This window comes from Arthrobacter hankyongi (genome assembly GCF_022012395.1).
In the GTDB taxonomy this organism is placed as follows: Bacteria; Actinomycetota; Actinomycetes; order Actinomycetales; family Micrococcaceae; genus Crystallibacter; species Crystallibacter hankyongi.
Genome location: NZ_JAKLTQ010000007.1, coordinates 193,535 through 211,548, shown reverse-complemented (window position 1 = coordinate 211,548; position 18,014 = coordinate 193,535). Strand labels below are relative to the sequence as shown.

At 68.3% G+C, this 18,014-nt stretch carries 16 protein-coding genes and 1 pseudogene; 11 read left to right on the top strand and 6 right to left on the bottom strand.

The features are described from left to right. On the top strand, positions 1-301 hold a 301-nt coding region (locus LVY72_RS12060), incomplete at its 5' end, for a coenzyme F420-0:L-glutamate ligase (protein ID WP_372463701.1). Positions 302-428: 127 nt separating this feature from the next. Here the strand turns inward: LVY72_RS12060 and LVY72_RS12055 are convergent. Together LVY72_RS12055 and LVY72_RS12050 are read right to left on the bottom strand one after the other, a co-directional pair. Next, positions 429-2,078 (bottom strand): thiamine pyrophosphate-binding protein, encoded by a 1,650-nt coding sequence (locus LVY72_RS12055; protein ID WP_237821136.1) that lies wholly within the window; start codon positions 2,076-2,078, stop codon positions 429-431. A gap of 38 nt (positions 2,079-2,116) precedes the next feature. Next, positions 2,117-3,277, bottom strand: a complete 1,161-nt coding sequence (locus LVY72_RS12050; RefSeq protein ID WP_237821134.1) for a flavin reductase — start codon at positions 3,275-3,277, stop codon at positions 2,117-2,119. A gap of 249 nt (positions 3,278-3,526) precedes the next feature. Between LVY72_RS12050 and LVY72_RS12045 the strand changes: the two genes are divergently transcribed. From LVY72_RS12045 to LVY72_RS12005, 9 genes are read left to right on the top strand one after another with little or no spacing between them, the layout of a single operon-like run. Beyond that, entirely contained in the window at positions 3,527-4,879 is a 1,353-nt protein-coding gene (locus LVY72_RS12045; RefSeq protein WP_237821131.1) for an NtaA/DmoA family FMN-dependent monooxygenase, read from the top strand. 28 nt (positions 4,880-4,907) lie between these two features. Then, positions 4,908-6,290 (top strand): acyclic terpene utilization AtuA family protein, encoded by a 1,383-nt coding sequence (locus tag LVY72_RS12040; RefSeq protein ID WP_237821130.1) that lies wholly within the window; start codon positions 4,908-4,910, stop codon positions 6,288-6,290. A 2-nt stretch (positions 6,291-6,292) separates the two neighbouring features. Continuing rightward, the gene (locus LVY72_RS12035) at positions 6,293-6,649 is read left to right on the top strand and encodes a DUF4387 domain-containing protein (protein WP_237821128.1); all 357 of its coding nucleotides are present in this window, start codon (positions 6,293-6,295) and stop codon (positions 6,647-6,649) included. A gap of 31 nt (positions 6,650-6,680) precedes the next feature. Continuing rightward, complete coding sequence (locus LVY72_RS12030) at positions 6,681-7,688, top strand: ABC transporter substrate-binding protein (RefSeq protein ID WP_237821126.1); 1,008 nt, start codon at positions 6,681-6,683, stop codon at positions 7,686-7,688. 42 nt (positions 7,689-7,730) lie between these two features. After that, positions 7,731-8,597, top strand: a complete 867-nt coding sequence (locus LVY72_RS24705; RefSeq protein WP_237821124.1) for an ABC transporter permease — start codon at positions 7,731-7,733, stop codon at positions 8,595-8,597. Then, positions 8,594-9,400 (top strand): ABC transporter permease, encoded by an 807-nt coding sequence (locus LVY72_RS12020; RefSeq protein ID WP_237821122.1) that lies wholly within the window; start codon positions 8,594-8,596, stop codon positions 9,398-9,400. Before LVY72_RS24705 ends, LVY72_RS12020 begins: the two co-directional genes overlap by 4 nt. Then, positions 9,397-10,212 carry an ABC transporter ATP-binding protein gene (locus tag LVY72_RS12015; protein WP_237821120.1) on the top strand — a complete coding sequence of 272 codons (816 nt, stop codon included), beginning with the start codon at positions 9,397-9,399 and terminating at the stop codon, positions 10,210-10,212. Before LVY72_RS12020 ends, LVY72_RS12015 begins: the two co-directional genes overlap by 4 nt. Before the next feature lie 35 nt (positions 10,213-10,247). Then, entirely contained in the window at positions 10,248-11,678 is a 1,431-nt protein-coding gene (locus LVY72_RS12010) for an MmgE/PrpD family protein (protein WP_237821118.1), read from the top strand. Between the two features lie 43 nt (positions 11,679-11,721). Further along, entirely contained in the window at positions 11,722-12,201 is a 480-nt protein-coding gene (locus tag LVY72_RS12005) for a MarR family winged helix-turn-helix transcriptional regulator (protein ID WP_237821116.1), read from the top strand. Between the two features lie 254 nt (positions 12,202-12,455). Here the strand turns inward: LVY72_RS12005 and LVY72_RS12000 are convergent. The 4 genes and pseudogenes from LVY72_RS12000 to aceA form a co-directional block, all read right to left on the bottom strand. After that, positions 12,456-12,694, bottom strand: a pseudogene (locus tag LVY72_RS12000) (toxin). Further along, entirely contained in the window at positions 12,691-12,954 is a 264-nt protein-coding gene (locus LVY72_RS11995) for a ribbon-helix-helix domain-containing protein (RefSeq protein WP_237821114.1), read from the bottom strand. Before LVY72_RS11995 ends, LVY72_RS12000 begins: the two are co-directional and overlap by 4 nt. A 245-nt stretch (positions 12,955-13,199) precedes the next feature. After that, complete coding sequence (gene aceB / locus LVY72_RS11990; RefSeq protein WP_237821112.1) at positions 13,200-14,840, bottom strand: malate synthase A; 1,641 nt, start codon at positions 14,838-14,840, stop codon at positions 13,200-13,202. Positions 14,841-14,940: 100 nt separating this feature from the next. Next, a complete protein-coding gene (gene aceA / locus LVY72_RS11985) occupies positions 14,941-16,266 on the bottom strand; it encodes an isocitrate lyase (protein ID WP_237821110.1) in 1,326 nt (441 codons plus the stop codon). A 158-nt stretch (positions 16,267-16,424) separates the two neighbouring features. Between aceA and LVY72_RS11980 the strand changes: the two genes are divergently transcribed. Beyond that, positions 16,425-17,921 (top strand): helix-turn-helix transcriptional regulator, encoded by a 1,497-nt coding sequence (locus LVY72_RS11980; RefSeq protein WP_237821108.1) that lies wholly within the window; start codon positions 16,425-16,427, stop codon positions 17,919-17,921. The last annotated feature ends 93 nt before the right edge of the window (positions 17,922-18,014 follow it).

The following is an 18,014-nucleotide window of genomic DNA, read 5'->3' as shown; positions in this document are numbered from 1 at the left end:
GCGCGACACCCACGGCAACCTGCTGGCCGTCTCCGCCGCCGCCGTCGCCGACGAAATCGCCGCCGCCGCCGACCTGGCCAAGGGCAAGGCCACCGGCCGGCCCGTCGCCCTCGTCCGCGGCCTGGCCCACCTGGTGCTTGCCAACCTGGACGACCCCGCCCACACCGCCCGCGCCCTCATCCGCCCCGCCGACAACGACCTCTTCCGCCTCGGCACCGACGAAGCCTACAACCAGGGCTACACCGACGGCCAGACCGCGGCCAGCAATAGCGACATGGTTGCGTCGGAGGTTTCCGGATAACGGCACGGGACCGCTCAGGCGGCCGCCTCCCGCCCGTTCCCACGCATTTCGGGAACCTCCTGCACGAAATTCCCGCAGGGTGGTCCCGGAACGAGGGAATCTCGTGGGAAAGGCCGCCGGAATGGCCCTACCGCTTCAGGGTCAGTTCGATGATCTCCAGGATGTACGGTGCGACGATCTGCTGCGAGACGCGCAGGTCCGCCACGAAGGTGCCTTCGGCCCCGCCGTCGACCCATTCGGTGACGGCCTGAAGGTCCGCCAGGGTCCGGATAACCGCCGAACGTGCCCCGAAGCCTTCGGCCAGCTTGGCGAAGTCGACCTGCTCGATCTGCATGATCCGCTCGTCGAGCCCCTGGGAGCCGTACTGGTGCACCTCGGCTCCGTAGCCGGCGTCGTTGAAGACCAGCACGATGGCGCTGCGCGCGGCCCTGACCAGCGTGTCCAGGTCGGGCAGGCCCATGAGCCCGCCGCCGTCGCCGGTCACCACCACCGTGGTCCGATCCGGGCGGGCAAGGGCGGCCCCGGCCGCGGACGGCAGGCCCAGGCCGATGGACTGGTAGGTGGTGCCGACCAGCGTGATGCTGTCCGGCGAGGGCAGGTCGAAGTAGGTGTTGGCCCAGCCGATGAAGTGCCCGCCGTCGGAGACCAGCTGGCGCTGCGCCGGCAGGATCTCGTTCAACCGGCGCATGGCACTGCGGGGATCCAGCAGTCCGTCCGGGGCGGCGTCCTCGCCGGGCTCGCGGTCGAACTGCAGCAGCGAACCGCGCGCCTGCTCCGCGGCACCGTCCCATGGAAGCCCCCGCCGGCCCCCGGGCCCGGCTGCCGCGACTTCCGCGGCGATCGCCTCCACCGCCACCGCCGCGTCGGCGCGGATAAAGAGGTCCACGCGTGGATTGGTCGCCTGATCGCGCACGTCCACCTGGATGAGCGTGGCCTCGGGGGAGAATGCGTGCCCGAAGGAGGTGGTGAACTGGTTCAGCCCCGCCCCGACCACCAGCACCACATCCGCGGCGCGGATCAGTTCTGCCGAGGGCTCGGAGGCAAAACCTCCGGCCACGCCCAGGTCGTAGGCGCGGCCGGCAAAGGTTCCCCGGGCCGGGGCCGTGGTTGCGCTGAGCGCCCCCAGCGCGTCGGCGAGCCCGGACAGGCCGGCTGCCGCCCCGCGCGCGCCGCGGCCGGCGAGAAGCAGCGGCCGCCGGGCCGCCAGCAGCGCTTCGACCGCCTGCCGGACCAGGTCCCCGGCCGGCGTCTGCGGGGCAGGCAGCGGTGGCAGGACCAGGGTGCCTTCGTCTGCGGCCGGAGCGGCGCCGACGTCGTAGGGGACGGCGAGCACGACGGCGGTGCGTTCGGCCAGTGCCCAGTGGATGGCGTCCAGCGTGGTGCGGCCGGCGTCATCGGACCCGACCGTGAAGGTACGCACGCCCAGGGCGGCGGCCATGGCGGACTGGTCCACGTCCCACGGCCGGGGACCGGCCGTCGGGGCGTCGCCGACCACGAGGACCAGCGGCGTGCGGGCCTGGGCGGCTTCGGCCAAAGAGGTCAGGGTGTTGGTGTAGCCGGGGCCGAAGGTGGTGGTGGCTGCGGCCAGCCGGCGGCAGACCCGGTAATAGGAATCCGCCGAGGCGACCGTTGCGGTCTCGTGGCGCACGGCGGTCATGGGTACCGTGGTGCGGGCCAGCGCGTCGACGAAGTAGGCGTTGCCGTTGCCCATGAGGGCGAAGACGTGGTCGACGTTGGCGGCGATGATTTCGGCGACGCGTTCGGAAACTGTGGTCATGTTCGTCTTTCGGTTGAGGAAGGAAGCGGGACGGCAGCCTAGACGGCGCCGCCGTGGCGTTCGATGGCCTTGGCCGCCTGCTCGCGGACCAGGACGGCGTGACGCAGCAGTGCTTCCCGTGCGGCTGCGGCGTCGCGGCGTTCCAGTGCTTCGGTCAGCTCGGCCAGATGGGTGGTGTCCAGCCAGGCGCCCCATTCGTCGGCGGCCAGGGTCTCGCGCCAGAGCCCGGTCAGGCTCATCTGCCGGTAGGCGCTGGTCAGCTGGGGTGACTGGGCCAGGGCGATGATGCGTTCGTGGAATTCGGAGGTCAGTTCGAGGAAGGCTTCCAGCCCGGCGCCGTCGGTGACGGAGGTGCCAGTGGCTGCCGCCGCCAGCAGGGCGCTGGTTTCGCTCAGCCGCTCCACGTCCTCGTCGGTGAGCCGGCCGAAGTGGGCATCGATCACCCCGACCTCGATGGCCGCCCGGGCATCAAAGAGGCTGGTGGCGAGTTCAATGGTGATCGGCGTGGGGGCGAACGAGCCGTCATCGGCACGGACGGCCAGACCCTCTGCGGAGAGCCGGATCAGGGCATTGTGCACGTCCTGCGGATCCACACGCAGGCCGGCGGCGGTGGCCTCGACATCAAGTGCCTCCCCAAGGCGGGTGGTCCGGGTCAGTACCGCCTTGCGCACTGCCGCATACGCCGTGTTCTCCTGGATGCGCTCCAGACGGCCGAACTTGCCGCGGAAGTAGGCCAGCGGCTCGCCCGGCCGGGTGTCGGCCGAGGCCACCCGGGCCAGGAAGACGGTGTGCGTGCCGCCGACGGCCGTCTCCTCGACCACGCATTCGATGGTCGCCAGCGCGCCGTCCAGCAGGGGGATGCCGTGCGGTGAGAGCGAGTAGTCCACGTCCTCGTATTTGCTCTCCTTGGAGGAGGCAAAGTTCATGGCCAACGACTCCTGCCCGTAGGCCAGGATGTTGACGGCAAAGCGCCCGGACTCGAGGACGCCGCCGTGTGTGGAACTCTTGCGGTTGAGGCAGACCAGCATCATGGGCGGATCCAGGGACAGCGACGAGACGGCGGAGACCGTGCTGCCGTAGAGGTGCCCGCCGGCGGCCGCCGTGATGACCGTGACTCCGCTGGCGAAGTGCCCGACGACGTTGCGGAAGACCGCGTCGTCGACCTCGGCATACCGGTCTTGATCCACTTTCCCAACCATGCGCACGCGGTCCTTTCTGAAGTTTTCGGGACTTTTGGATGTGGCCCAGGCCACCCCATGCTCGCCATATTAGTTCCGATCGGTAATCGTTCAATAGTGTTGTGATTTATATCACAACACTATTGACCCAATTCTGTAACTATCGTTAGATCGAACAGTCCGAACTTGTAGCGAACATCACAGCGCCGGAACATCGGCAGGGATTCACGCAGCGGAACTGCTCCGGTGGCCAAGAGAAAGGAGTGCGCCGTGGCGCACAGACCCGACAAGCACATGGTGCTGAGCATCTTTATGATCACCGCCGGCTACCACTACGACAGCTGGACCATGCCGGGCAGCCGGGTGGAGGAACTGGGACAGTTTGGCCTGGTCAAGGAAATGGCACAGAAGGCCGAGGCGGCGAAGCTGGACATCATGTTCTTCGGGGACGTCTCCTCGGCCGGGCGCATCCCCGGGGCGGACCCCACTGTCTCCGGCCACTACGAGCCGTTCACCACGCTGGCCGCGCTCTCGCAGCACACCAGCAACATCGGCATGATTGCCACCGCCTCCACCAGCTTCTACGAGCCCTACAACCTGGCCCGCCTGATGGCCGGGCTGGATGAGATGAGCAACGGCCGGGCCGGGTGGAACATGGTCACCTCCAGCGTTGGGCATGAAAACTTCGGTATCAGCGAGGCGGGCAGCAGCGAGGAGCGCTACCGCAGGGCGACCGAGTTCGCCGACGTGGTCACCCGCCTGTGGGACAGCTGGGCCGACGACGCCATGGTCTGCGACCGCCAGGCCGGGATCTGGGCGGATCCGCAGCGGATCAGGCCGCTGCGCCACACCGGGGAGTTCTTCGATGTCCAGGGCCCGCTCAACATGCGCCGCCCGGTCCAGGGACGCCCGGTCCTGGTCCAGGCCGGTTCCTCCGCTGCCGGCCTGGAGTTCGGTTCCCGCTTCGCCGACGCGATCTACACCACCCAGCCGGTGAAGGAAGACTCCATGGCCTTCTACCGGCAGTTCAAGGGCCTGGTCTCCGGACAGGGCCGGAACCCGGAGTCCGTCAAGGTCATTCCGGGCATTGTCCCGATCCTCGGCGCGACCGAGAAGGAGGCCCAGGACGTGATGCGCAACCTGGGCGACCACGTCAACATGGCCAGCGGCCGCTATCTGCTGGAGAACCGCCTCGAGATGAAGCTCGACGAGATCGACCTCGATGAGCGCATCCCGGCCAGCTACTGGCAGCAGGGGCCGGTGAAGCAGTCGAAGAGCCGGTGGGAGGTCTTCCGGCACCTGTCCGAGGACAAGGGCTACACGCTGCGCGAACTGATCCTGGAGCACTCCCGCGGCCACGGCCACCAGTGGGTCGCCGGGACGCCGTCGAAAATCGCCGATGTCATGGTGGACTGGTTCGAGTCCGGGGCCTGCGACGGCTTCAACCTCAACGCCCCGTACATCATGGGCGGCTTCGACGCCATTTGCGACCTGCTCGTCCCGGAACTGCAGAACCGGGGCTACTTCCGCGAGGAGTACGAGCACAGCACGCTGCGCGGGAACCTCGGCCTGGAGCGCCCGGGCGCCTGGGACAAGCAGCCCGCATCGGCGCTGCAGGCCTGATTCCGCCCTACGGCACGAAAGGCATTACATGAGCAACACCATCAGCTATATCTCGCCTGTGGGCATGCTCGGAGGCGGATTTACCGAGTCGTACTTCAACGACGCCGTGGCCCGGCACCGGGTCGACTTCATCGCCGTGGACTCCGGGTCCACCGACGGCGGGGCCAACAACCTCGGCGCCGACCTGCCCTTCAATTCGCGCGAGGCAATCAAGCGGGACTTGCAGATCCTGGTCCGCACGGCCCGCCGGCACCGGATCCCGCTGCTGGTCGGCTCCTGCGGGGGCTCCGGCGGCAACTACAACCTGGGCTGGGTGCACCAGATCGTGCAGGAGATCGCCGCCGAGGACAGCCTGGATTTCAGGACGGCACTCATCCCGGCCGAAGTGGACCGGGACGTGCTCGTGGAGAAGTACCGGGCCGGCCGGATCCGCGCCCTCAAGCACGCCCCGCAGATCAGCGAGTCCACCTTGCGCGAGACCCGGCGCATCGTGGCGATGATGGGCGCCGAGCCGATTATCGCTGCGCTGGAGGGCGGCGCCGACGTGGTGCTGGCGGGCCGCTCCAGCGACGCCGCCCTGTTTGCCGCCATCCCGCTGATGCGCGGGCTGCCGGCCGGGCTGGCCTGGCACGCGGCGAAGATCATGGAATGCGGCGGGGCTGCCGTGGCGCAGATGACCAAGCCCGAGGGCATGGTCTGCACCCTGACCGAGGAGTACTTCGAACTCGAACCGGTCAGCCCGGACCAGTCCTGCACCCCGGTCAGCGTTGCCTCCCACGCGCTGTATGAAACGGCCAACCCGCTGGTGATGCTCGAACCGGGCGGGGCCATGCACCTGGAGGACGTCACGTACGAGGCCGTCGACGGGCGCCGGGTCCGGGTACGGGGCAGCCGCTTCGAGGAGCAGGCCTACACCGTCAAGCTCGAAGGCGCGGCGCTGGTGGGCTACCGATCCCAGGTCTTCGGCGGCATCACCGACCCGGCCATCCTGCGCGATTTCGATGCCTGGTTCGAGCAGGCCAAGGCCGGCGCCCTGCACGCTGCGGTGCGCACCTACGGCCAGGAGACCGTTGACAGCTGTTCGATCGCCTACCGGGTGTACGGCCGCAATGCCGTCATGCCGGCACGGCCCGCAGGAATCGGCAACGACCATGAAGTGGCGGTGCTGCTGCTGGTCACGGCCCCGAGCCAGGAACTCGCCCATGCGATCGCCTACCAGACCGGGCACACCATGCACCATTTCCCGGTACCGCGCTGGCACGGGCTGGTGTCCAACCTCGCCTTCCCGGTGACCCCGCACGTGACGGACCTCGGCCCGGCCTACAGCTTTGTGCTCAACCATGTGGTGGAGCTGGAGGACCCGCTGGAACTGTTCCGCATCAACTACTCGGCCGAATACCAGGAGGCCTAACCGTGGCAGCACTTGGCGACCTCGCCCAGCTGATCAGAAGCAAGAATGCCGGTCCGTGGACCCTGACGGTGGACATCATGTTCGCGGACGCGCAGACCTTCGAACAGGTCGTGGCCAGCGGCGCGGTCACACCCGCCACCGTGGGGCCGCTGCTCGGCGTCGACCCGGACGTAATCGACATCTTCAACTACGCGCCGGCGAACGCGATCAAGTTCAGCTTCCCGCGCCGGTATCCCAACGGGCACCCCGAGGACACCGATGCCTTCGGCGGGCAGCAGTTCGCTCCGCTGGTGGACCTGGAAATCCCCTCCCCGAACACCGAGCCGCGGCAGCCCGCAGCGGCCGGAACCCTTCGTTAGCCCCGTTCCCTTCAATGAAAGGTTTGCAGCGATGAACATCCCGATGAAGCGAAAGTTCACCCGGCCGGCACGTTTCGGACTGGTGGCGCTGGCTGCCTCGGCCGCGCTGGCCCTGTCCGGCTGCGCCGGCAGCTCCACGGCGTCCGAGGGCGGCACCACCCACATCACGGTCGGCGTCCCGACCTCGGTCTTCTCGGTCCCGGTCCGCTACGGCATCGAATCCGGGCTCTTCAAGAAGGCCGGGCTGGATGTTGAGGTGGTGGACATCAAGTCCACCAGCGACGGCGCCGCCCTGCTGGCCAACGGCGAGATCCAGTATTCGCAGGCCGACGTGCATAACACCATCCTCGCCCGTTCCCAGGGCACCGACCTGGCCATCGCAGCACCCATGAGCGTCACGGCCGCCAAGCCGCCGGCCGACGGCATCGGCTTCGGCAATCTCCTGGTGCTGAAGGACTCGGGCCTGTCCTCGCCCAAGCAGCTGGAGGGCAAGAAGATCGGGACCAACACGATCGGCGGAACCGCCTACCTGGACTTCGTGCAGAAACTGAAGTCCGAGGGCGTGGATATGGACAAGGTGGAATGGATCCAGGTTCCCGGCCCGCAGCTGGTGTCCGCGCTGCGGCAGGGCCAGGTGGATGCCATCACGGTTGCCGAGCCCAACGGCACCATCGCCCTCCAGCAGGGCGGCGTCAAGGTCCTGGACAATGCCGACGACGCCATGAAGGGCGCCCCCAACTTCGGCTACGCCAGCTCCCTGAAGTGGCTGCGGGAGAACACCGACACCGCGAAGAAGTTCGAGGCCGCAGTGTTGGAGGCGAACAAGGCTATCAACGCCGACCGCGCCAAGGCCGAGGAAACCATCGCCGGCTACATGGATCTGGACGCCGAGGTGGTCAAGGCCGTGCGGCTGCCCCACTATGCCGAGGAAGCCTTCACCCCGGCCTCGGTCCGGCCCGTGGCCGACCGGCTGGTGGAGTTCGGCGTCCTGGCCAAGGACAAGCTGCCGTCCCTCGACGAAGTGGTCTGGGCCCAGTAGTGCCGGGGAACCGGACTCGGGTTCGTTTCGTAAGGAGTGACCGTGACATCGCAACTTGAGGCCGGCGCCCAGGCTCCGGCTGCCGCGGCGCACCGGCAGCGAGCCGCGCGGCACCGCCCTCCCGCCAATGGGCCGGCAGGCCGGTTGAAGATGCGCCTGCTGCAGGCGGCAACCGTCGTCGGCTTCCTGGCACTCTGGGAGCTGTTCGCGCGGACTCCGACGGCGGCCAAGGCCGACATGCCCGGCGCCCTGGAGTCCCTTGGCCGGCTGGGCGAACTGCTGCTGACGGGCAAATACTGGGCTGCCTTGGGGTCGACCACCGGCTCCTGGGCGGTGGCACTGACCGCCTCGATCGTGATGGGCGTACCGGCCGGGCTGGCCATCGGGCGCAGCCGCAAGGTCTTCGACAGCACCAAGTGGAGCATCGACTTCCTGCGGACCATCCCCTCGGTCGCCTTCATCCCGCTGGCGCTGCTGCTGATGGGGCGGACGCAGGCCATGGTGATCGTCGTCGCCGTCATTCCGGCGGTCTGGCCGCTGGTTATCCAGGCCATCTATGCCGGCCAGCAGGCGGATCCGATGCTCGGCCGCGTGGCCCGGTCCTTCCGGCTGACGCTGGCGGACAGGATCAGGTACGTGCTGGCACCGGATGTCCTCGCCTTCATCTGGCCGGGCCTGCGTCTGGCCACCACCGCGGCCCTGCTGGTGACGGTCAGCGCCGAACTGATCGGCGGCAGCCGGGGGATCGGCAGCGAAATCATGAACGCGCAGATCTACAACCGCTCCGCCACGCTGTACGCCTGGGTGCTGACCGCGTGCTTCCTGGGGCTGTTGATCAATGCCGTCCTGGCGGTGCTGCAGCGGAAGCTGCTGTGGTGGCACCCGTCGTTGAGAGGAAAGCAGCGATGAAACCAACCCGAAACCCCTGGGCGCGGACCGGGGCCGGCCTGGCCTGGCACCTGTGGCTGCCGGTCCTGCTGGTGGCAGGTTCCCTGCTCCTCAGCCAGCAGTTCTCGTCGCACTACTTTCCGCCGCTGCGGACCATCGCCGAACAGACCTGGGTGATCTGGTTCGACGGCGGCGGCATGGCGGAGAACCTGCTGCCGAGCCTGCTCCGGCTGCTCGCCGGCTTCTGCGCCGCCGTCGTGGCCGGCGTCCTGCTGGGCACCCTGCTGGGCCTCATGCCCCGCACCGAGGAAGCCTTGCGGCCCCTGACCGACTCGTTCCGGGCGATCCCCGGAGCGGCGCTGCTGCCGATCGCGCTGATGTTCTTCGGTACCGGCGAAGCCATGAAGATCGTGCTGATCGCCTTCATCTCCATGTGGCCGATCATGCTCAACACCATCGACGGCGTGCGGTCGGTGAACCCGACCCTGGGCCAGGTGATGGAGTCGTTCAAGCTGCGGCCGCTGGACCGCTTCTGGCACATTTACCTGCCGGCCGCGGCACCCCAGGTGTTCGCCGGGGCACGCACGGCCCTGGCTATCGGGGTGGCCGTGATGGTCGTCGTCGAAATGTTCGGCACCCCCGGCGGCCTGGGCTACTTCATCCGGCATGCCCAGGAGAACTTCCAGGTGGTGGCCATGTGGACCGGCATGCTGGTGCTGGGCGTCTTCGGCTACCTGCTCAACGCACTGTTCCGCGCCTTCGAGAAGCGGATTCTGAACTGGCACCATGCCATGGTTGCCCACACCCAAGGAGCCTCCTCATGACCGACACCAACAAGGCGGCCCCGGAACCGCTGCTGCACATCGACAACCTGGGCTTCTCCTATGGGGAGAAGGAGATCCTGCGCGGGCTGGATGCTCAGATCGGCACGGGCGAACTGGTCTGCATTGTCGGCCCGTCCGGTGCCGGCAAGACCACCCTGCTGCAGTGCCTCTCCGGCCTGCGCCCGGCCACCAGCGGCGCGGTACGGTTCCGCGGCCGCCCGATCGCCGGGCCTCCGGCGGAGATGGCGGTGGTCTTCCAGGACTACTCCCATTCACTGATGCCGTGGCTGAGTGCGCTGGACAACGTGGCCCTGCCGCTGAAGTCGGCCGGGCTGGGAAAGAAGGAACGGCAGCAGCGCGCGCTGGAGGCTTTGGAGGAGGTGGGGCTGGCCGGGTCGGAGCAGAAGTACCCCTGGCAGCTCTCCGGCGGCATGCAGCAGCGCGTGGCCATCGCCCGCGCCCTGGCCTACCGTCCCGCGGTGATCGTGATGGACGAGCCGTTCGCCTCCGTGGATGCCCAGACCCGCGCGGACCTGGAGGACCTGACCCTGCGGGTGCGCCAGCACCTGGACATCACCGTCCTGCTGGTCACCCACGATATCGACGAGGCCGTGTACCTCTCGGACCGGGTCATGGTGCTGGCCGGCAAGCCCACCACCGTGGCGGACATGATCACGGTGGACCTGGGCCGGGAACGGGACCAGATCGAGACGAAGGCCGATCCGCGCTTTGCCGGGCTGCGCTCGCAGGTCTACCGGCTGATCCGCCGGCCGGACGCCGCCGACGCCGCACTGGCCGCTTCCGGCCGCTGACCACCCGGCACCCGCACTCCGTGAAAGGACTTGCTATGACCACATCCCCGCCAGCCACTACGGCCACTGCCGTTACCGCCGCCCTGGCGGAATTCGCCGCCGGGCTCAGCTGGGAGCAGATCCCGGAGCCGGTGCGCGACCGGGCCGTGCTGCTCGTGACGGACACACTGGCCAGCATCGTCGGCGCGCAGCTGCTGGATTCCACCCTCACCCTGGCCGCCGGGCTGGGCGCCGCGGGACTGCTGGGCGGCACCGCCCGGGTCCCGGGACGTGCCGGTGGCTGCTCGCCGTACGCGGCCGCGCTGCTGTCCGGAGCCGCGGCACACAGCCTCGACTTCGACGACACGCACGCCCCGGCGCAGCTGCACCCCGGTGCCCCGGTGATCGCCGCTGCCCTGGCGGCCGCCCAGAGCGTGGACGCCGATGAGCGGCAGCTGATCACCGGTGTGATCGCCGGCTACGAGACGATGACCCGGGTCTCCTACGGCCTGGATCCGGATGCCCACGCCCGGCGGGGCTTCCATCTGACCGCGACCACCGGCGTCTTCGGTGCCGCGGCGGCCGCCGGATCCATCCTCGGGCTGACCCCGGCGCAGCTGGAGCATGCCTGGGGGACCTGCCTGAGCCTGGCAGCCGGTTCCGGACAGTTCCTGGTCAACGGGGCCTGGACCAAGCGCTTCCATGTCGGCGCGGCAGCCGCTTCCGGCTACCTGGCGGCCGAACTGGCGGCGAAGGGATTCACCGGTGCGGCGGCAGCACTGGAGGGCCGGGACGGGTTCTACAACCTCTACTCGCCCAGCCCCCGGCCCGACGACGCACTGCAGGGGCTCGGCGGGGTGTGGGAGACGATGGCCGTGGGGCTCAAGCCCTACCCGTGCTGCCGGGCGATCCATGCCCCGCTCGATGCGGTGTTCGAACTGCTTGGCCGGGGCGGATTCACGGCAGGGGATATCGAGCACGTGCTGGTCGGCATGCCCGAGCGGTGCGTGGCCATCACCGGGGAGCCGCAGGAACGCAAGCGCGACCCGCACAACGTCGTCGACTGCCAGTTCTCGGTACACCTGTGCCTCGCGCTGGCGCTGACCCGGGGGCGGGTCGCGTTCGCTGACTACCCGGATGCCCTGGCGGATGCCGGCCTCCGCGAGCTCATGGGCCGGATTGACGCCGTCGTCGACGCCGAGGCCGACGCGGAGTATCCGCAGGTCTTCCCCGGACGGGTCCGGATCACCCTGCGCGACGGGCGGGTGCTCAGCCACTATGTCCGGGTTCCCCTCGGGGAACCGGAGAACATGCTTCCCGCGCCCCGGCTGCGGGAGAAGTTCATGGGACTGGCCGCCGGGGTCCTCGGCGAGACGGGTGCCGGCAGGCTGTTCGACCACGCCAGCGAGCTGGGACGGCAGCCGCGTCCCGTCGCAGCACTGCTGGAACTCGGCATTCCGGTGCCGATACCATTGGAACAGAAGTGAATAATTTCCTATTTGAGCATTCAGAACGGTGAAGGGAGCAGGCATGGCGGTCGCACGGGCGGGCAAGCGGCGCAACAAACTGGACCCGTCGCTGCTCGCCGACGACATCACCTTCCTCATCGCGAAGGCGCGCAGCATGGCGACGGCGATGGCAAACCAGCGCCTGAACCGCTACGACCTCGATTTGCGGATGTACTCCGTCCTCTCCGTGGTCAAGTACGGAGACGGCCCGTCCCAGCGCGAGCTGGCGGATTTCCTGGTGCTCGACGCCCGCCAGGTCATGTATGTCATCGACGCCCTGGAGTCCAGCGGGCTGGTGGAGCGCACTACCGACCCGGCGGACCGGCGGTCGAACATCATCCGCGCCACCGAGAAAGGCCTCGACGTCGTCGAAAAGGCGGAACTGATCGTCCGCCAGGTCGAAGAGGAGTACCTCGCGGTCCTTGACCCGGACCAGGTACAGAATCTGCGGACCTTGCTCAACCGGGTGGTCAACCCGCCTTCGGGACTTGACGAGGACTGAGCCTCCCGGCCCGCGAAATGGGATTTCCCTCATGGTTCGTACCGTGAGGGAAATCCCATTTCGCAGCGGCATTCCAGAGAGGGGAGCTGCGGGACGTCCGGGACGCGCCGGGGCGACGAGTTTGTGCGGCTCGAGCAGGCGGGAGGCCAAACCCCGGGCCCGGCAGACAGATGTCGGTGAGGTAGATCCGTGTCTGCTTGGCATGCCTCAGTCCACGGAGTCGGGATCGGCCATCGAGCCGCGGTTGACCGCCCCTACGGGAGAAGGTCGACCATCTTGGGCCGTGCCTTCATGGCATGAATGACGAGTTCGTTCCCGCTGTCGAACACGAGCACGACGGTTCCAGCAGGCGACCCTGCGTGTCGAATCCTAGACGAAGCTGGCGCGCCGGACTCTCTTCGTCGAGCTCCTCGATCCACAGCGCCCACGTCGCAGCTTGAATGGCGTCCTCAGGAAGGATGCCATGTTTGAGTGCGGAGTCGTGGACCTTCACGCAGTGAACTTCATCAGCGCTTCGCGGATGACCTCGGAGCGCGTCTTCCCTTCACGTGCGGCCCGAACGTCGATAGCGGCGAGCTCTTCCGCGGTGAGACGAAGCGCCACGACCTGCGAGGGCTCCGCGCCCCGCCCCGGCCGGCCGCGGCCGCGCTTCTTCAATGCGTCGACGTCGTACCCGGCTTCGGCCTCGGCTGCCCATGCCGCGATTTGCTCCTCGGAGACCGGCACGCCGTTGATCGTCTCGCCTGCGCTCATGGCAATAGCGTAATACGAAATTACGCGTGCAGCCATGCCTGCATTGGCTCCGGGAAAACAGGGTCACAGCGACGGCTCGGGAACGTGGGCTGCCGCCAAGATGCCGGGTGCGGCTCCAAGCATGGAGCCGCACCCGGCATCTTGTTCTGGGTGGTGCTTCCGCAGGGCCTGCCGGGCCGCCCGGCCTTCGGGCTGCTCGTGGCGAATAAGCGTGGACCGGCGGCCCTGCGGAAAGTTGTGGATGGTCAGGCGGCGATGAGTTCCTTGGCGTCGTCCTTCTCGCGCAGGAAGCGCTCGTAGGCCGGGAGGGTCAGGAAGGCCGGGAATTCCTCGCCCAGGGCGACTTCCTCGAAGATCTCGCGGGCGTCGTCGAAGCGGTCGCCGTCGAAGCGCGGCATCCTGGCGAACTCCTCCTCGAGCAGCTCGCGCACCCAGTGGTCCGAGACGATCTCGCCGTGGTCGGTCACCGCGCGGACGTGGATCCACTGCCAGATCTGCGAGCGGGAGATCTCCGCGGTGGCGGCGTCCTCCATCAGGTTGTTCAGGGCCGCGGCGCCGTGGCCGCGCAGCCAGGACTCGATGTACTGGATGCCCACCCAGAGGTTGGTGCGGATGCCGGCCTCGGTGATGGTGCCCTGGGTGCCGGCGATGTTCAGCAGGCCCTTGTCGTCCGGGGTGACGTCTTCGCGCAGCCGGTCGGCCTGGTTCGCACGTCCGTTCAGGACGCCGTCGAACACCTCGCGGGCCACCGGCACCAGGTCCGGGTGCGCCACCCAGGAGCCGTCGAAGCCGTCGGCTGCCTCGCGGGTCTTGTCCGCGCGCACCTGCTCGAACGCCCGGGCGTTGACCTCCGGGTCCCGGCGGTTGGGGATGAAGGCGGCCATCCCGCCGATCGCCAGCGCGCCGCGGCGGTGGCAGGCCCGGACCAGCTGCTCGGTGTAGGAGCGCATGAACGGGGCCGTCATGGTGACCTGGGTGCGGTCCGGCAGCACGAACCGGGGCCCGCGGTTCCGGAAGTTCTTGATCACCGAGAAGATGTAGTCCCAGCGCCCGGCGTTCAGGCCCGCGGCGTGGTCGCGCAGCTCGTAGAGGATCTCCTCCATCTCGAACGCGGCGGTGATGGTCTCGATCAGCACGGTGGCGCGGATGGTGCCCTGGTCGATGCCCAGCAGGTCCTGGGCCAGGACGAACACGTCGTTCCAGAGCCGGGCCTCGTGGTGGTTTTCGATCTTGGGCAGGTAGAAGTACGGGCCGCGGCCCTGGCTGATCAGCCTCTGGGCGTTGTGGAAGAAGTACAGGCCGAAGTCCACCAGGCCGCCGGCCACCGGCTCGCCCTTGATCAGCATGTGCTTCTCCGGCAGGTGCCAGCCGCGCGGGCGGACCACGATGGTGGGCAGGTCGGTCAGCTTCTCGCCGCGGACCTTGTATTCCTTGCCGGCCGGGGTGGTGAAGTCGATCTGCCGGTCCAGCGCGTCGCGCAGGTTCAGCTGCCCGTTGATCACGTTGGACCAGGACGGGGTGGAGGAGTCCTCCATGTCCGCCAGCCACACGTTGGCCCCGGAGTTCAGCGCGTTGATGGTCATCTTCCGGTCCACCGGGCCGGTGATCTCCACCCGGCGGTCCTCCAGGCCCGGGGCGGTCGGGGCGACCCGCCAGGAGTCGTCCTCGCGGATGTGCCGGGTCTCCTCCAGGAACTTCGGATCATGCCCGCGGGCAATCCGGCGGCGGCGCTTGCCGCGCAGCTCCAGCAACTCGCGCCGGCGCTCGCGGGTGGCCTTGTGCAGCTGGGCGACGAACTCCAGCGCCTGCGGGGTCAGGATCTCCTCCTGCCGGCGAACCGGCGAGGCGGTCAGTTCAATGCCGTTCAAGGTAATCGGATCGTTCATCGGAACTCACTCCTAAAGGCGAATCGAGTTGCCACTTATCGCCCTTCCCAAGGCTGAAAAGGGCGATAAGTGGCAAGTCGATCGGATGGTGGGGGAAGATTTAGTGGAACTGGCCTTCTTCGGTGGATCCCACCAGGGCCAGGGTGGAGGCGTTCGGGTTGAGCGCCGTCGAGATGGTGTCGAAGTAGCCGGTGCCGACTTCGCGCTGATGCTTGGTGGCGGTGTAGCCGCGGGACTCGGCGCCGAACTCGCGCTCCTGCAGCTCGACGTACGCGCTCATGCCTTCCCGGGCGTAGCCGTGGGCCAGGTCGAACATCGAGTAGTTCAGGGCGTGGAAGCCGGCCAGGGTGATGAACTGGAAGGTGAAGCCCATCGCCCCGAGCTCGCGCTGGAACTTGGCGATGGTGGCGTCGTCCAGGTGCTTCTTCCAGTTGAAGGACGGCGAGCAGTTGTAGGAGAGCATCTGGTCCGGGAACTCGGCCTTGACCGCCTCGGCGAACTTGCGGGCCAGCTCCAGGTCCGGGGTGCCGGTCTCCATCCAGATCAAATCCGAGTACGGCGCGTAGGCCTTGGCCCGGGCGATGCACGGCTCGATCCCGTTGCGGACCTTGTAGAAGCCCTCCGGGGTCCGCTCGCCGGTGATGAACTCCTGGTCCCGCTCGTCGACGTCGGAGGTGATCAGGGTGGCGGCCTCGGCGTCGGTGCGGGCGATGATCACGCTCGGGGTGCCGGCGACGTCGGCGGCCAGGCGGGCCGCGTTCAGCGTGCGGATGTGCTGCTGGGTGGGGATCAGCACCTTGCCGCCGAGGTGGCCGCACTTCTTCTCGCTGGCGAGCTGGTCCTCCCAGTGAACGCCGGAGGCGCCGGAGGCGATCATGGACTTCATCAGCTCGTAGGCGTTCAGCGGGCCGCCGAAGCCGGCCTCGGCGTCGGCCACGATCGGGACCAGCCAGTCCTCGACGCTCTGGATGCCCTCGGAGTACTCGATCTGGTCCGCGCGCAGCAGCGCGTTGTTGATCCGGCGGACCACCTGCGGGACCGAGTTGGCCGGGTAGAGGGACTGGTCCGGGTAGGTGTGGCCGGAGAGGTTCGCGTCCGCGGCGACCTGCCAGCCGGAGAGGTAGATGGCGCGCAGGCCGGCCTTGACCTGCTGCACCGCCTGGTTGCCGGTCAGGGCGCCGAGGGCGTTGGTGTAGCCGCCGGTCTTGGCTTCCTCGGTCAGCTGCTGCCAGAGCTTCTCGGAACCGCGCCTGGCCAGGGTGTGCTCTTCCTGGACGCGGCCGCGGAGGCGGACGACGTCGGCTGCGCTGTAGTCGCGGGTGACGCCCTCCCAGCGAGGGTCGGCAGCCCACTCGAGCTCCAGGGCCCTGGCAGCTTCCTCGGCGGTCTGCGTGGGCTGCTGGCGGGGCTCAAAGGTTGCGCTCATTGCTGTTCTCCTTGGCTCTCCGGACCGGTCCGGCCTCCGCTGGCCTTCCCGGTGGGTGTCCGGTTCTTCTTCGTGAAAACGACTATTCCGTACCTTGCAAGGGGTTCTCTAGGGGTAAAGGCTGGAAAGAAACGCATTTCTTCGCGTATCCTCAAGAAATGACTTCCACCAGCTGGACCCGCCCCCGGAAGGGGACCGCAGCCGACGCCGACGACGCCGGAGCCGACGCCGTCGACGTCATCAGCCTGGGGCGCCGCGTGCGCCACCTGCGCAAGGCGCAGGGGATGACACTCGACGACGTGAGCGCCGCCGTCGGCACCGCGCCGAGCCAGCTCTCGCTGATCGAAAACGGCAAGCGCGAACCCAAGCTGGGCATGATCCAGAAGCTGGCCAAGGCCCTGGGCGTGAGCATCGATGAGCTGCTCGGCGCCGAGCCGCCCAGCCGGCGCGCCGCCCTGGAGATCGAGCTCGAGCGCGCCCAGCGCGGGCCGCTGTACGAGTCCCTCGGACTGCCCAAGGTCCGCGTCAGTTCGCGGCTGCCGCTGGATGTGCTCGAGTCCCTGGTGGGGCTGCAGCACGAGCTCGAACGCAGGCTGGACGAACAGGCCGCCACCCCCGAGGAGGCCCGCCGCGCCAACACCGAGCTGCGCGCCGAAATGCGCGCGCGGAACAACCACTACGAGGACATCGAGGCCGAGGCGCAGAAGCTGCTCAAGGCGGTGGACTTCAAGGGCGGCCCGTTGTCCCATCACGTGGCAGCGGACATTGCCGAGCACCTCGGCTTCAGCCTGCAGTACGTGGGGGATTTGCCGCATTCCACCCGGTCCGTGACGGATCTGAAGAACCGCAGAATTTACCTCACCCAGGGCCACCGCGCCGAGCACGACCCCCGGGCGGTGCTGCTGCAGGCCGTCGGGCACTACGTGCTCGGGCACCAGGCGCCCACCGACTACGCGGACTTCCTGCGCCAGCGCGTGAACACCAACTACTTCGCCGCCGCCCTGCTGATGCCCGAGCACGCCACGGTGGACTTCCTGCAGAAGGCCAAGGCCGCCAAGGAACTGGCGATCGAGGACCTGCGCGACGCCTTCGCCGTTTCATATGAAACCGCCGCGCACCGGTTCACCAACCTGGCCACCCACCACCTGGGCATCCGCTGCCACTTCCAGAAGGTCCACGTCTCCGGGATCATCCACAAGGCCTATGAGAACGACGGCGTGAACTTCCCCGCTGACCACACCGGCGCCATCGAGGGCCAGCCGGTCTGCCGGTACTGGACCTCCCGGGCCGTGTTCGACGTGCCGGACAAGTTCCGGGCCTTCAACCAGTACACCGACACCGCGGTGGGCACCTTCTGGTGCACCGCCCGCACCGAGCGGCACTCCTCCGGGGAGTACTCGCTGAGCATCGGCGTGCCGTACGCGGACGTCAAATGGTTCCGCGGCCGGGACACCACCGAGCGCTCCAAGTCCCGCTGCCCGGAGGAATCCTGCTGCCGCCGCCCGCCGGCGGAGCTGGCGGGGGAGTGGGCCGGCTACGCTTGGCCTGCCGCCCGGGCGAACACGCACCTGCTCGCCGCGTTGCCGCCGGGGGCTTTTCCGGGGGTGGACGAGACGGAGGTGTACTCGTTCCTGCAGGCACATGCGGGGCGGTAGCCGGCGCGGTCTGACGTAGTTCGTGGTGGGGCTGAGCGGCAATTCAACGACTTGCATCGATTTCGTTTAACGAGCGTCTACCCAGATGGTTGG

Excerpts from the sequence above, each read along its gene's own strand:
- LVY72_RS12055 (WP_237821136.1), bottom strand. The coding sequence starts at position 2,078 with ATGACCACAGTTTCCGAACGCGTCGCCGAAATCATCGCCGCCAACGTC.
- LVY72_RS12050 (WP_237821134.1), bottom strand. The coding sequence starts at position 3,277 with ATGGTTGGGAAAGTGGATCAAGACCGGTATGCCGAGGTCGACGACGCG.
- LVY72_RS12040 (WP_237821130.1), top strand. The coding sequence starts at position 4,908 with ATGAGCAACACCATCAGCTATATCTCGCCTGTGGGCATGCTCGGAGGC.
- LVY72_RS12030 (WP_237821126.1), top strand. The coding sequence starts at position 6,681 with ATGAACATCCCGATGAAGCGAAAGTTCACCCGGCCGGCACGTTTCGGA.
- LVY72_RS12020 (WP_237821122.1), top strand. The coding sequence starts at position 8,594 with ATGAAACCAACCCGAAACCCCTGGGCGCGGACCGGGGCCGGCCTGGCC.
- LVY72_RS12015 (WP_237821120.1), top strand. The coding sequence starts at position 9,397 with ATGACCGACACCAACAAGGCGGCCCCGGAACCGCTGCTGCACATCGAC.
- LVY72_RS12010 (WP_237821118.1), top strand. The coding sequence starts at position 10,248 with ATGACCACATCCCCGCCAGCCACTACGGCCACTGCCGTTACCGCCGCC.
- LVY72_RS12005 (WP_237821116.1), top strand. The coding sequence starts at position 11,722 with ATGGCGGTCGCACGGGCGGGCAAGCGGCGCAACAAACTGGACCCGTCG.
- LVY72_RS11995 (WP_237821114.1), bottom strand. The coding sequence starts at position 12,954 with ATGAGCGCAGGCGAGACGATCAACGGCGTGCCGGTCTCCGAGGAGCAA.
- aceB (WP_237821112.1), bottom strand. The coding sequence starts at position 14,840 with ATGAACGATCCGATTACCTTGAACGGCATTGAACTGACCGCCTCGCCG.
- aceA (WP_237821110.1), bottom strand. The coding sequence starts at position 16,266 with ATGAGCGCAACCTTTGAGCCCCGCCAGCAGCCCACGCAGACCGCCGAG.
- LVY72_RS11980 (WP_237821108.1), top strand. The coding sequence starts at position 16,425 with ATGACTTCCACCAGCTGGACCCGCCCCCGGAAGGGGACCGCAGCCGAC.